Source organism: Actinoallomurus sp. NBC_01490 (assembly GCF_036227085.1).
GTDB lineage: Bacteria > Actinomycetota > Actinomycetes > Streptosporangiales > Streptosporangiaceae > Actinoallomurus > Actinoallomurus oryzae.
Genome location: NZ_CP109433.1, coordinates 5,659,826 through 5,672,419 on the forward strand (window position 1 = coordinate 5,659,826; position 12,594 = coordinate 5,672,419).

11 protein-coding genes are annotated in these 12,594 nt (G+C 70.7%); 1 reads left to right on the forward strand and 10 read right to left on the reverse strand.

Going from position 1 to position 12,594, the window contains the following annotated elements; all coding sequences use genetic code 11:
* Positions 1-12: 12 nt before the first annotated feature.
* The 9 genes from OG417_RS26400 to OG417_RS26440 all read right to left on the reverse strand — a co-directional run bounded on the left by OG417_RS26400 (position 13) and on the right by OG417_RS26440 (position 10,636).
* Complete coding sequence (locus OG417_RS26400; RefSeq protein WP_329261516.1) at positions 13-1,491, reverse strand: aldehyde dehydrogenase family protein; 1,479 nt, start codon at positions 1,489-1,491, stop codon at positions 13-15.
* A 42-nt stretch (positions 1,492-1,533) separates the two neighbouring features.
* Positions 1,534-2,424: a DUF6282 family protein gene (locus OG417_RS26405; RefSeq protein WP_329261518.1), complete on the reverse strand. Its 891-nt coding sequence runs from the start codon at positions 2,422-2,424 to the stop codon at positions 1,534-1,536.
* Positions 2,425-2,433: 9 nt separating this feature from the next.
* Positions 2,434-4,188, reverse strand: coding sequence for an ABC transporter permease (locus OG417_RS26410; RefSeq protein ID WP_329261521.1), 1,755 nt, complete (start codon positions 4,186-4,188; stop codon positions 2,434-2,436).
* A 6-nt stretch (positions 4,189-4,194) separates the two neighbouring features.
* Positions 4,195-5,301: an ABC transporter substrate-binding protein gene (locus tag OG417_RS26415; RefSeq protein WP_329261524.1), complete on the reverse strand. Its 1,107-nt coding sequence runs from the start codon at positions 5,299-5,301 to the stop codon at positions 4,195-4,197.
* A gap of 33 nt (positions 5,302-5,334) precedes the next feature.
* Positions 5,335-6,114: an SDR family NAD(P)-dependent oxidoreductase gene (locus tag OG417_RS26420; protein WP_329261527.1), complete on the reverse strand. Its 780-nt coding sequence runs from the start codon at positions 6,112-6,114 to the stop codon at positions 5,335-5,337.
* Positions 6,115-6,392: 278 nt separating this feature from the next.
* Positions 6,393-7,115 (reverse strand): ABC transporter substrate-binding protein, encoded by a 723-nt coding sequence (locus tag OG417_RS26425; RefSeq protein ID WP_329261531.1) that lies wholly within the window; start codon positions 7,113-7,115, stop codon positions 6,393-6,395.
* Positions 7,116-7,133: 18 nt separating this feature from the next.
* Positions 7,134-8,765: an FAD-dependent monooxygenase gene (locus OG417_RS26430; RefSeq protein ID WP_329261534.1), complete on the reverse strand. Its 1,632-nt coding sequence runs from the start codon at positions 8,763-8,765 to the stop codon at positions 7,134-7,136.
* 2 nt (positions 8,766-8,767) lie between these two features.
* Positions 8,768-9,793, reverse strand: a complete 1,026-nt coding sequence (locus OG417_RS26435) for an amidohydrolase family protein (RefSeq protein ID WP_329261537.1) — start codon at positions 9,791-9,793, stop codon at positions 8,768-8,770.
* Between the two features lie 93 nt (positions 9,794-9,886).
* Positions 9,887-10,636: a class II aldolase/adducin family protein gene (locus tag OG417_RS26440; RefSeq protein WP_329261539.1), complete on the reverse strand. Its 750-nt coding sequence runs from the start codon at positions 10,634-10,636 to the stop codon at positions 9,887-9,889.
* A 99-nt stretch (positions 10,637-10,735) separates the two neighbouring features.
* Here OG417_RS26440 and OG417_RS26445 point away from each other — a divergent pair, with 99 nt between their 5' ends.
* The gene (locus tag OG417_RS26445) at positions 10,736-11,494 is read left to right on the forward strand and encodes an IclR family transcriptional regulator (protein ID WP_329261541.1); all 759 of its coding nucleotides are present in this window, start codon (positions 10,736-10,738) and stop codon (positions 11,492-11,494) included.
* A 233-nt stretch (positions 11,495-11,727) separates the two neighbouring features.
* Here the strand turns inward: OG417_RS26445 and OG417_RS26450 are convergent, their stop codons facing one another.
* Positions 11,728-12,543 carry an SDR family NAD(P)-dependent oxidoreductase gene (locus OG417_RS26450; RefSeq protein WP_329261543.1) on the reverse strand — a complete coding sequence of 272 codons (816 nt, stop codon included), beginning with the start codon at positions 12,541-12,543 and terminating at the stop codon, positions 11,728-11,730.
* Between the last annotated feature and the right edge of the window lie 51 nt (positions 12,544-12,594).

Genomic DNA, 12,594 nt, shown 5'->3' on the forward strand with positions numbered 1-12,594 from the left:
CGTTCGCCGGGGTCAGGTGAGCGTGATGTTGACCGTCTTCTCGCGGGTGAAGGAGAGCAGCTCCTCCAGGGAGTTCTCCTTGCCGAGGCCGCTGTGCTTCCACCCGCCGAAGGCCGTTCCCGCGGGACGTCGGCCCGTGCCGTTGACGTAGACGTAGCCGGCCTCGAGCCGGCGGGCCATCCGGTGCGCGGCCGTGACGTCGCGCGCCCAGACGTTGGCGGTGAGGCCGTACTCCGAGTCGTTGGCCCGGCGCAGCACGTCGTCCACGTCGGACCAGGCGAACACCGACATGACCGGGCCGAAGATCTCCTCGCGGCCGATGCGCATGTCCTCGGTCACGTCGGCGAAGACCGTGGGCTCGACGTAGAAGCCGCGGTTCAGGTGTGGCGGCCGGCGGCCACCGGCCAGCAGCGTCGCGCCCTCACGCTTGCCGCTCTCGATGAACTCCATGACCCGCTCGTAGTGCGCGCGGAACGCCAGGGGCCCCACATCGCTGCCCTCCTCGCTCGGGTCGCCGACGACGAGTTCGCCGACCCGCGCGACGAGCGCGTCGAGGAAGGCGTCCCGGATGTCGTCGTGGACGTACACCCGCGAGGCCGACCCGCACGACTGGCCGGCGCACCGGACGAGGTTCATCGCCGCGACGGCGGCGTGCGCGGCCTTGACCGGGTCGACGTCGGGGAAGACGACCAGGGGGTTCTTCCCGCCGAGTTCGAGGGTGACGTGCTTGATGTGGTCCGCCGCGGCGCGCAGGATCGCACTGCCCGTCGGCACCGAACCGGTGAAGGCGATCCGCGGCACACCGGGGTGGGCGGTGAGGGCGTTGCCCGCGCCCGCGCCGCGGCCCGTGACGACCGACACGACGCCCGAGGGGAACACCTCCGCGGCGATCTCGCCCATCTCCAGCGCGGACAGCGAGGTCTGCTCCGCGGGCTTGAGGATCACCGCGTTACCCGCGGCGAGCGGGGCCGCGATCTTGCCCGCCGCGAACTTCAACGGGTGGTTGAACGGGATGATGCGGCCCACGACCCCGTACGGGCTGCGCTCGGTGAAGGTCAGGCTGTCCGGGAGCTGCGGTGCGGTGAACCCCTTGGTCTCCGAGGCGATCCCCGCGTAGTAGCCGATCTCGTCCGAGACGCTGCGCGCGTCGGCCAGCATTCCGGCCAGGGGATTGCCCGAGTCGGCGACGTCGAGCCGGGCGAACTCCTCCGCCCGCTCCCGGATGCGCGCGGCGAACTCGCGCAGCAGCTCGCCGCGCCGCCGCCACGGCACCGCCGCCCAGCCCTCGGCCGCCTCGCGGGCGGCCGTGACGGCGCGGTCGACGTCCGCGGGCCCGGCGTCGGGGAACGTCCCGATCGTCTCCTCGGTCGCCGGGTTGACGGAGGTGAGCCGCGCCCCGTCCGCGGCGTCCACCCACTCACCACCGACCAGCATCGGGCGATGGGGAACATCCACGGGGGCGGTCGCGCCGGCCTGGACCGTCTCAGTCACTGGGCATCATCCTCACAAGCGTCGATTCGTTGGTGGCGGGAGTCATTCCAGGCCGAGCGCCCGCGCGGGGTTCTCGGCGGCGACCCGGTGGATCTCCGCGGCGGTCAGCCCGGCGTCGTGCAGCGTGCCGAGCGTCAGCCGGAAGAGGTCGGACGGCTGCGGGACCGCGCCGGTGAAGTAGTCGGTGGCGACGACGACACGGTCCAGGCCGATCTCCCGGATGGCGGCCACCACCTCGGCGGGGTCCTTCCGGCCCGGCGCGATGTTGGTCCAGCACACCTCGGCGTACGCGCCGAGCTCGGCGACGCGCCGTACGGCGTCGAGGGGTGCGCGCACCGAGTTGGAGAGCGGATGGCTGCAGACGAGCCGCTCCAGCCCGACCGCCGCCGCCTCCTCCGCCACGGCGAGGGACTCCTGCCACGACACGTGCCCGGTCGCGAGCGTGAGGCCGTGGTCGCGGCAGAACCGCACCAGATCGCGGACGTCGTCGGTCGGCTTGCCGTCGTCGTCGATGACGCGCTGGACGCACAACCGCTCCGGGCGGAACCACTCGAACGCGTCAGCCAGCCGCCGGTGGAACCCGCCGTTGCGCAGGTCGTTGACCGAGCCCCAGGTCGGCAGGAACACCGTCCGCGCGCCCTGGTGGTACGCGGCCTCGACGCTCCACAGGTCGATGCCGCCGGTGGCGCCGTTCAGCGTGATGCTCGGCCACACCTCGACCGGCCCCTCGTAGAGCCGCCTGATGAACGGCACCACCGAGACGGTCGGCCACAGGTGCGACTTCAGGACGACGCCGCGCATGCCCGAGCGCTCCGCGGCGGGCAGCCATTCGTCCTCCGGCCCGCGCTTGCGGAACAACGTCTCGGAGAACTCCAGGTCGACGTGGCAGTGCAGGTCGATCGTGTCCTGAAGGAGATCGTCGTAACGGTTCATCGTGCGCCCCTAGCCCTGGATCTCGATACGGGCGCGCCGCGCGATGACGCTCAGCAGCGCGACGCAGACGCCGAGGCCCAGCGTCCACACCACGCCGAAGGCGGCGCTCTGGGTGATCTGGCCGTTGTTGAACAGGTCGAACAGCGACACCGCCATGACCTGGGTGTCCGGGCTGGAGAGCAGCACGGACATGGACAGCTCCTTGCCGGCGACGAGGAAGACGAAGATCCACGCGGCCGCCAGCGACGGCATCAGCAGCGGCAGGACGATCCGTGCGAACGTACGGCCGGGCTTGGCGCCGCTCATCACGGCGGCCTCCTCCAGCTCCCGGCCGATCTGGACCAGGCCCGAGCCCGTGTAGCGCATCCCGTACGGCAGGTACCGTGCGACGAAGGCGAGCACGAAGATCCAGATCGTCCCGTACACCGCGATCGGGACCTGGAGGTAGAAGGCGGACACGCCGAGTCCCATGATGATGCCGGGGATGACGAGCGGGATGCCGCCGAGCTGCTCCAGCACCCAGCGACCGCGCAGTCGCGTCCGGGCCACGAACCAGCCGGCGCCCGCGGTCAGCAGGCACACCACCGTCGCGGTGCACACGCCGATCAGCAGGGTGTTGGTGATCGAGCCGAGCAGCGCCGGCTGTCCGAGTACCGCGTGGTAGTTGTGCAGCGTCAGCAGCCGCGTCGGGATCTGCCCGGGCGCCGCGTAGTACGGCAGCACGCTCGCCCAGACCAGCAGCCCGATCGGCGCGACCAGGCCGACCAGGACGAAGAGCCACACCAGCGCGGTCGCCAGGGACCGCCACCGGCCCAACGTGATCCGGTGCGGCCGGAAGCCACGCCCGGTCACCGTCGCGTACGCGGCGCCTCGGCGGGTGATCCGGGCCGACAGCGCCAGCAGCACGCCGACCGCGACCATGAGGAGGACGGCGTACGCACCGGCGCCTCCGTAGTCGGGCGGCTGTCGCTGCGTGCCGAGGTAGATCCTGGTCGTCATCACCGTGACGCCGCCGGGCAGGCCGACCATCGCCGGCACCTCGAACGCCTCGAGCGCGCGGACGAAGATGAGCATCGCGACGGCGATCCCGCCCGGTGTGACCAGCGGCGCGGACACCCGCGACAGCGTCTTCCGGACTCCGGCCCCCGACACCTGCGCGCACTCTTCCAGAGACGGGTCCATGTTGCGGAGTACGGCCGCCAGCAGCAGGAAGGCCAGCGGCGCCGACACCAGACCCTCCACGAAGATCATCACGGGCAGTGAGTAGGGCTTGACGACCTGGCCCAGGCCGAACCAGTGCCTCGCCGCCTGGTTCACCGGGCCGTTCGGCCCGAGCAGCAGGATCCACGACATCGCGTACAGCACATAGGGCATCGCCAGGGCCAGCAGCATCGCGACACGGCACACCCCGCGTCCGCGGGCGTCCGTGCGCTCGACCACCCACGCGAGCGTGCCGCCGACCACGAGGGCGAGGACGGTCGCGCCGGCCGCGAGCATCAGGCTGTTGCCGACGACGCGCAGCGACGCCCCCTGCGTGAACAGATGCTTGTAGTTGTCCAGCGTGAACGTGCCGGGCTCGCCGATGAAGTCGGTCGTGTACAGGCTCCGCTGCACCACCGTGACCAGCGGCGGAACCGTGAGCAAGGCGAACACGGCCGCGACGAGCCACATGACGATCCGCGGGGACAGGAGGGACGCTCGCTCGGCCCGCGGCCGTGCGGTGACGGAGGCCGCCGCGATCCGCGGCTCGGATGACACACCCATCGCGGATCAGCCGCCCTGCACGAAGAGCTGCTGGTACACATCGCTCCAGTGGCTGAGCTGGGTCGCCGCCCGATCCTGGATGTAGTCGGCGGTGAACCTGCCCGGGCCCGGCTTCAGCGTGGGCCGCAGCGCCTCGACCTGGGGACTGGCCGGGATGCCTCCGCGCTGCCGGACGATCTGCTGGCCCTCCTTGGAGAACATGAAGTCGAGGAAGAGCATCGCGGCGTCCGGATGTGGTGCCCGGGCCGCCAGCGAGATCCGCGAGACCTGGCCGGTCACCGGCTGCAGCGGGACCCAGTCCACCGGTGCGCCCGCCGCCTTGCTGAAGTCGACCTGATCGTTGAATACCTGCAGAGCGAGCGGGAACTGGCCGGCCACGACCTGGTCCAGCACGCTCCGGCCGGAGGAGCTCACGTTGTGGATCCCCTGCCCGGCGAGCCGGCGAAGGTAGGCCGTGCCGCGGGTCTGGCCCATGGAGGTGAGGATGTTGCCGACGAAGGTGGGTGCGCCGGAGCCGGAGCTGGTGCTCCAGGCGAGCTTGCCCTTCCACTTCGGGTCCAGCAGATCCTGGTACGTCCGCGGCGTCTGACCGGAGGGGACGAGCTTGGTGTTGCGGGCGAGGACCATGTAGTAGAGCAGCTCGGCGCCCCAGTAGCCGCTCGGGTCCTTGAACTGCGCGGGGTAGGAGGCCAGCTCCGGGCTGCGGAACGGCTGCAGGAACCCGGTCCGCCGCAACATGGCCGACGTGCTGGTGCCGTCGATCAGGTCGACCCGGTACGAGCGCGTGCGGTACTCCTGGATCATCTTCTGCGCGACCGTGCCCGAGTCGCCGCGGTACAGCTGAACGGTGATGAACGGGTACTTCCGGTGGAACGCGTTCGCGAGCGGTTGGGCGATCTGGTTGGTGATCACGGTCGTGTACCAGACCAGACGCTTCTCCTTCTTCGCGCCCGCGATCAGCATGTTCGTACGGTCGGTCTTGGTGTACTGAGCGACCTCGGCGACCTTCTTGGCCGCCGAGGCACCGGTCTGTCCGCATCCCGCCGTCAGGACCCCCAACGTGACGGCGGACACGGCACCGATGATCGCCCGTAGCGTGCGCGGACCGGTCATCTCGCCACCTCTTCCGGGTTCGCTGGGATTCGATCAGTGCATGACCGAGCCACCGTCGACCACCAGGGTCTGTCCGGTGACGAAGTCGCTGTCCGGCGAGGCGAGGAACGCCACGGCGCCGACGAGGTCGGCGGGCATCTGGACGCGCTTGAGCGCGCGGTCGCCGAGCCGCTCCGCCCGGCGGTTCACCGTCGCCTCGTCCGGGTTCTCCTCGCTCAGCGTGCTGCCCGGGGCGACGCAGTTGACGGTGATCCCGTCGCCGCCGAGCTCGCGCGCCAGCGTCCTGGTGAACCCGAGGATCGCGGCCTTGGCGGTCACGTAGTGGATGCGGGTCGCCGAGCCCTTGAGCGCGGTACCCGAGCTGATGTTGACGATCTTCCCGTAGCCGCGCTCACGCATGGCCGGCGCCACCGCCCGGGTGGTCAGCCACGGTCCCTTGACGTTGACCTCCATCAGCCGGTCCCACTCGGCCGGCTCGATCGCGTCGAAGGACGCCCGGGACATCGGGACGACGGAGAACATCGCGGCGTTGTTGACGAGCACCGTGATCGTGCCGAAGGCGTCCAGGGCGGTTTTCGCCAGCTCGCCGACGGAGGCCTCGTCGGCGATGTCGGCCTGGACCGCGATGGCCTCCCGGCCCTCCTCGCGAAGCGACGCGGCGACCTTCTCCGCCGCGTCGCCGTCGAGATCCGCGACCACGAGCCTGGCGCCCTCGGCGGCGAGGCGGCGCGCGTAGGCCACGCCGATCCCGTGGGCCGCGCCGGTCACGATCGCGGTCGCTCCCGTCAATCGTCGGCAGTTCACTTCATCCATTGATCCTCCCTGGATAAACGCCATGCCGGACAGGAGCTCGAGCGTGATCGAGCGCATCACCGGAATCGCCGGGGGCTCGGCAGGGCTTTTCGGGGGTCGGCTGAGATACGCGACAGGGTGACGTGCCGCCGTGGGCGGCGAATCGGCGTGAATTAGGGGTGCTCGCGGAGTCCGCCGGATCGGCCTGGCTAGTCGCCACTTTTGCATATTGGTAATACCATTGCAATACCCAGACCTTATTTTCCGGCATGGCAAGGCCCGGCCGGGCGCGCCGGTTCTTACTTCAGGCTCGTGATGATCGACGCCGGGGGCACGACCGAGTCGGTGACCTTGAACTGCGCGGCCGCCTGGGACCACGGCTGGACGTCGGCGGGGGTCATGGTCGTGGCGAAGTCGGGCAGCGTGACCCGGCCGGCGAGCTGTGCGGAGACCTTCGTGTACTTCGGCAGGATCGAGGACAGGCAGCCCGGGTGCGCGGCCATGTACTGGTCGGCCTCGTTCAGCGCGGCGGTGAACCGCGATGCGACGTCCTTGTGATGGGACAGCCATGAGGACGACGCCATCCAGCACGCGTACACGGGATGCGGCGTGATCTCGCTGTCCGGCTGCGGCGACATGACCTTCGCCTCGGTGTCGGCTCCCGCGATGCACGGCTCCTTGACTCCGCGGCTCGCGCCCTGGACGACCGAGAGAACGTTGGACTCGCCGATCTGCACCGCTCCGGACGCCAGGGCCGGCACGATGGCCGAGCCGCCGTTGACCGTTTTGATCTTGACCTTGAGGTGGTGCTGGGTGAAGTAGCCCTGGGCCTGGGCGGCGTAGACGTCGATTCCGGAGACGGCAGGCGGGATGGCGACGGTGATGCTCGTCGTGCCGCCCGCACCGCCGTCGGATCCGCCGCAGGCCACGGGGGCCGGTAGGAGTGTCGAAGCCGCGACTCCGGTGGTCAGACGGCGGGGGAGGAGGTGACCGTCCGGTGTGCGATGGGTGCCGGCATTCATGGGATTACCCCTTGGTCGTCACGACCGTCCGAGGGCGCTCTGGTGACTGAGATGGCCGCTGGCCAGTGCCGCCAGGCGGCCGGGTTCGGGCAGCCCGTCCCGGCCGCGCCAGACGACGTGCAGGTCGGGCCGTACGAGAATGAGATGGTGGCCCTCGTAGACCGTCTCGGCCGCGGCCGAGCGGACCTCGAAGGCGGCGAACGGCGCGTCGTACCGCGCGAAGGCCCCGGCCAGCCCGGCGACGTCCGCCTCGGTGCCCGGGGTGTACAGCAGTGTGAAGCAGCGGCCCAGGCGGTCGTGCAGGGCCGTGCCGTCATCCAGCCAGATGTGCGGGAGCCGCGCGCCCGGCCAGGTCGTGGGCGTGTACTGGAAGCTGTTCGGATCCGGTCCGTCCCCCTCTTCGGAGACGATCAACGGTGAGTCCTGGTAGCGGTAGCCGAGTTCGATGCCGAGCAGGTCGTTGCTCCAGCGCTGCTCGCGGTCGGCGATCTCGGCCAGTGCGGCGCGCGTGCGCGCGCCCGCCGGGGTGTCGTCGGCGATGTCGGGCCGCCACGCGGCCCGCCAGGCACGCCGGCCCCCGGCCGCCTTGCGGGACGCCGCGACGTTGCGCTCGCCGATCGGCCTGCGCTCCCGTTCGTACGAGTCGAGCAGCGCCGGTCCGCCCCATCCGCGCAGGGTGCCGGCGAGCTTCCAGGCCAGGTCCACGGCGTCGCCGGCGCCGGTGTTCATGCCGAGCCCGCCGGTCGGGATGACGAGGTGGGCGGCGTCGCCCGCGACGAACACCCGGCCGTCGCGGTAGCGGTCGGCCAGCATGAGGCGCTGCGTCCATCGGCCGACGTACAGCGTCTCGTAGTCGACGGGGATGCCGGCCACCGACTCGAAGAGCCGCGGCATGTCCTCGTCTCGGTCGACGACCGCGTGCAGGGAGAAGTGCTTCGTGTCGTCCTGGACGATGAGGAAGGAGGACCGCTCGTCCGCGATGTGGTAGTGGCGGCCCTTGCCGATCGGGATGCGCTCGAACAGGTCCGGGCAGTGGAACAGCGCCTGGCGCAGTTCGAGCAGCGAGTCGCCGCGCAGTTCGATGCCGAGTGCCTTGCGCACCGTGCTGTTGCCGCCGTCGCAGCCCACCAGGTAGTCGGCGCGGATCTCCCGGGATCCGCCGCCCGCGGTCCGTACCCGCGCGGTCACGCCGTCGCCGTCGTCCTCGAGCCCGGTCAGCTCGTGGCCGAACCGGACCGTGACCCCAGGAGTGCGCTCCGCCACCTCGCGCAGCAACGGTTCCAGGGTGTACTGGGAGATCAGCTGGTACGGCTCCAGCGGCAGCGACCCGTCATTGACGTCGCGTGCGGTCGTGACGAACTCCGCGACCGACGGGTACCGATGGTGCACCAGCGGTGGCCGCGTCACCGACTCGACGCAGACGAAGACGTCCATCGGCACGTCGCGAGGCAGCCCCGCCGCCCGGATCCGGTCGGCGATGCCCGCACGCCGGAAGTTCTCCATCGTCCGTGCGTTGCACCGCTCCATCTTGGGCAGCCGGCCGAGTTCCGCCCGCTTGTCGATCAGTTCACAGGTGACGCCCTGCTGGCCGAGCTCGATCGCCAGCGTCAGCCCCACGGGGCCGCCGCCGACGATCAGAACCTCCGGCATGCTCACGCCTCCGCGGTGAGGCCGAGAAGGCGGGTGACGTTGCCGTGGAAGATGGTGTCCTGCTCGGCCTCGGTCAGCCCGACCTCCTGCAGGTTCTTGATGGTGGACCGGATGTAGCCGGGGCCCCGCTCCGGGTCGTACGGGCTGTCGGAGCCGAACAGCACGTGGTCGACGCCGTAGAAGTCGATCGAGCAGCGTACGGCGTTGGCGGCACCGAACATCGCGGTGTCGACGTACATCTGCTTGAAGTACTCGATCGGCCGTTTGGTCAGTGGGTAGCCCTCGACGTCCTCCTTCTGGTCCTCCGGCGTACGGGCGCCGAGCTGGTCCCAGCCGGGGCCGACCCGGCCGGCGAAGTGCGGCACCATGCTGCCGCCGTGGTGGATGAGCGGCTTGAGATCCGGATGACGTTCCAGCACGCCGGAGAAGACGATCCGGGCCATGAACGCCGACAGGTCGTACTCCCAGCCGAACGTCCACCAGATCTCATACCGGGACCGCGGCTCGGTCGGGTAGTCCGACCACGCGGAGCTGCGGCAGGGATGCACCTGGAGGAGCCCGCCCGAGGCCGCCATGCGTTCGTAGAACGCCTCGAACCGCGCGTCGTCCATCGGCCGGCCGTTCACGTGGGTGTAGATCTGCGCGCCGTAGGCGCCGAGCTCCTCGACGGCATAGTCGAGTTCCGCCACCGCGGCGTCGGGATCGTCCATCGGAACACACGCCGTGAACCCGGCGAACCGGTCAGGATGGTCGCGGACCAGCTCGGCCATCGACTCGTTGCCGATGCGCGCCATCTCCTTGGAGATGGCCGGAGAGCCCAGATCCTCCACGGGCGGCGCGGCGATGTTGATGATCTGGCGGTAGTCGCCGAACTCATCCATCTGGGCGAACCGGACGTCCATGTCCACCAGCGACGGGATGTTGGACACGCGCTTGCGCAGGTTCGCCGCGTGCACGGCGACGTCCAGCTCGAAGAAACGGTCGTAGTAGGGCCGCGGCATGATGTGGCAGAAGGCGTCGATCTTCACGGTGTATCGGTTCTCCTCATCGTGTCCGCACCGCTGGGTGCGTCGTGGCCGGCCACGCATGTACCGTCACGCGGCCGAACGGAGTCGTGCCGGTTACGCCGGTACCGCCGCGACCGGATCGAGACCGGCCAGCTCCAGGTAGTACGCCCAGCGCCCGCCGATGGCCGCCACGGTCTCGTCCAGCCGGCTCAGCTCGTCCGGCTGGATGATCCGCGGCCGCAGTCCGGTCTTCAGGATGGTGAGGTTCGCCTCGGCGAGCTGTTCCACGGCGATCGCCGCCAGCACCGCCCGCCGCAGGTCGTCGGCGGCGCTGACGACGCCGTGACCCTGGAGATGACACAGTCCTCTCTGGCCCAGGGCGCCGGCGAGCTCGCGGCCGAGGTCCGGTGAGGTCACCAGGAGGGGGCACGGCCAGGTTCCGACGTCGCCGCCGGCCGTGAGCACCGATGGGACGTGCAGCACCGGGAGCAGCTCCGCGCCGATGACGCCGAGGAGGGTGCCGGCCGGCTGATGCGTGTGCACGACCGCGGACACGTCCGGCCGCGCGCGGTAGATCTCCGTATGGATGAAGCGCTCCGCCGGCGGCCCCTCGGCGTCCCCGGCGGCGCCGGCCTCGACGAGTTCGCCGTCGAGGTCGATCACGACCATGTCGTCGGGGGTCAGGCCGCCCAGGCCACGCACCCGGGGAGAGTGCTTCGGCTTGATGAGCACCCGGTCGGTGCCCGGCACGCGGGCGCTGCAGTGGCCGAGGTAGTCCACGAGGCCCTGGTGGTACAGCACGCGGTGCGCGGCGGCCAGCAACTCGCGGAGGTGATCTTCTTCGGGGTGTCGCGACAAGGACATGCGGCCCGCCCTCCTACTATCATGTAGTGATAGTCAGAGTCTCTCGATGTGAGAAATTTACGGCCGAGTTAAATCGCTAATGCGGGCGGTGTCAACCCTTTGTCCAGCTCTGCGCCGGTTCGCGGCGCCGAAAGCGCTCGGCGAGTCCTCGCCGTGCTCATGGCGTTCACCAAGGAACGCCACACCCTGTCAGCGCGCGACCTCGCCGAGGTCACCGGCATCCCGTTGCCGAGCGTCTACCGGTACGTCGCGTTCCTCCGGGACACGGGGCTGCTGGTCGGTGCCGACCAGGGCGGCTACCACCTGTCCGCGCGGGTCATCCAGCTCGCCCAGGCGGCCGAGGCCGCCGAGACGCTCGTCGACCTCGCCGATCCGGTCATGCGCCGGCTCGCCGCCGAGACCGGGGAGACGGTCATCCTGGTCCGCCTGGTCGGCAGTTCCGCCGTGTGCGTCCACCGGGTGGAGTCCTCGCACCGGCTGCGCACGTCGTACGAGCCGGGCCAGCCGATGTCCCTCGAGCACGGAGCGAGCGCACGGATCCTGCTGGCATCGATGTCCCCGGAGGCGCGCCACGCGTACCTGGAGCCGCTGGCCGCGCGCGATCCGGCCGCCGCGGCGCGGCTGGAGGAGGAGGTCGTGCTCGTGGAGCAGCGCGGCTGGGAGTGCAGTGAGGAAGAGATCGATATGGGGATCTGGGCGGCGGCCGCCGCGGTCCGGGACAGCACCGGAATCCTGGCCTCACTGTCCGTGCCGTCACCGTTGGTACGGGCCCCCGCCGCGAAGCAGCACAAGCTGCTCGACCAGGTGCGCGCCGCCGCCGAGGAGATCAACGAGCTGCTGCGCTCCGCCCACCGCTGACCGGTGGACCGCGTGCCCACGGGAGGAGGCGGCCCTCACTTCCTCGAGCGCCGCCCGCGTGGCCGCCGCATACGCCCGGCGGGTGGTCCGGCGCGCGACGGACCGCCGGGCGACGGCGACGGCCTCGGCGAGTCGCAGAGTCGCCGTCCTCCCGCTGCCGCGCACGTCGGACCTCCTCCCGCCCGTCGGCGGGCGGCTGTGGTCCCTCGTGCCGTCCGGTGAGACCGGCCGGCTCAGCCGCCGATGAGTTCCAGGGAGACGTCCCACAGGCGTTCGGCGGCCGCGGGGTCGAGCGCGTGGGGGCGTACGCCGGACTCCGCGTCCGGATCGATGGTGAGCTCGGCCTCGTTGTTGTCCTCGAAGTACCGGCCGGTGACACCGGCCACGAGCGGCGACGCCGCGAGCAGAACGGTCGTCGAGGCGCCCTGTTCCGGGGTCTTCCAGTCGTAGTGGTCGAAGATCTCCTGGGCGGCGGCGCTGGTCTGGTGCCGCTGCAGGCCCGTGCGGATGCCGCCGGGCATGAGGGCGTTCGCGGTGATGCCCTCGGTGGCGTACCGCTTCGCGGCCTCCACGGCGAACAGCACGTTGGCCGTCTTCGACTGCCCGTAGGCCGACCACTCCTCGTAGGGGCGGCGCTCGAACATGATGTCGTCGAAGACGATCGGCGAGACCCGGTGGACGTTCGAGCTCACCGACACGATGCGGGCGCCGTCGGCGGCGGCGGCGAGCGCGTCGTGGAGGCCGAGGGTGAGCGCGAAGTGGCCGAGGTGGTTCGTGGCGAACTGCACCTCCCAGCCCTCGGGCGTGCGGTGGAGCTCCGGCAGCGCCATGACGCTGGCATTGTTGACCAGCACGTCGAGTGGCCCCCGCCAGGAGCGGGCGAAGGCGCGGATCGACGCCCGGTCGAGAAGGTCGAGTTCCGCGACACGGACACGGCCGGCGCCCGCCGCGGCCCGGATCCGCTCGGCCGCGCGCTCGCCGGCGGCGACGTCGCGTACGGCGAGGGTGACGTGCGCGCCCTTCGCCGCGAGGGCCCGGGCCGACTCCAACGGAATTTTTTCCGGATAGCCGAGCGAGACTCGGAACTTATTCCGGTTCGC

Coding starts and splice junctions, on each gene's coding strand:
- OG417_RS26420 (WP_329261527.1), bottom strand. CDS start 6,114: ATGGATGAAGTGAACTGCCGACGATTGACGGGAGCGACCGCGATCGTG.
- OG417_RS26430 (WP_329261534.1), bottom strand. CDS start 8,765: ATGCCGGAGGTTCTGATCGTCGGCGGCGGCCCCGTGGGGCTGACGCTG.
- OG417_RS26410 (WP_329261521.1), bottom strand. CDS start 4,188: ATGGGTGTGTCATCCGAGCCGCGGATCGCGGCGGCCTCCGTCACCGCA.
- OG417_RS26425 (WP_329261531.1), bottom strand. CDS start 7,115: ATGAATGCCGGCACCCATCGCACACCGGACGGTCACCTCCTCCCCCGC.
- OG417_RS26440 (WP_329261539.1), bottom strand. CDS start 10,636: ATGTCCTTGTCGCGACACCCCGAAGAAGATCACCTCCGCGAGTTGCTG.
- OG417_RS26415 (WP_329261524.1), bottom strand. CDS start 5,301: ATGACCGGTCCGCGCACGCTACGGGCGATCATCGGTGCCGTGTCCGCC.
- OG417_RS26405 (WP_329261518.1), bottom strand. CDS start 2,424: ATGAACCGTTACGACGATCTCCTTCAGGACACGATCGACCTGCACTGC.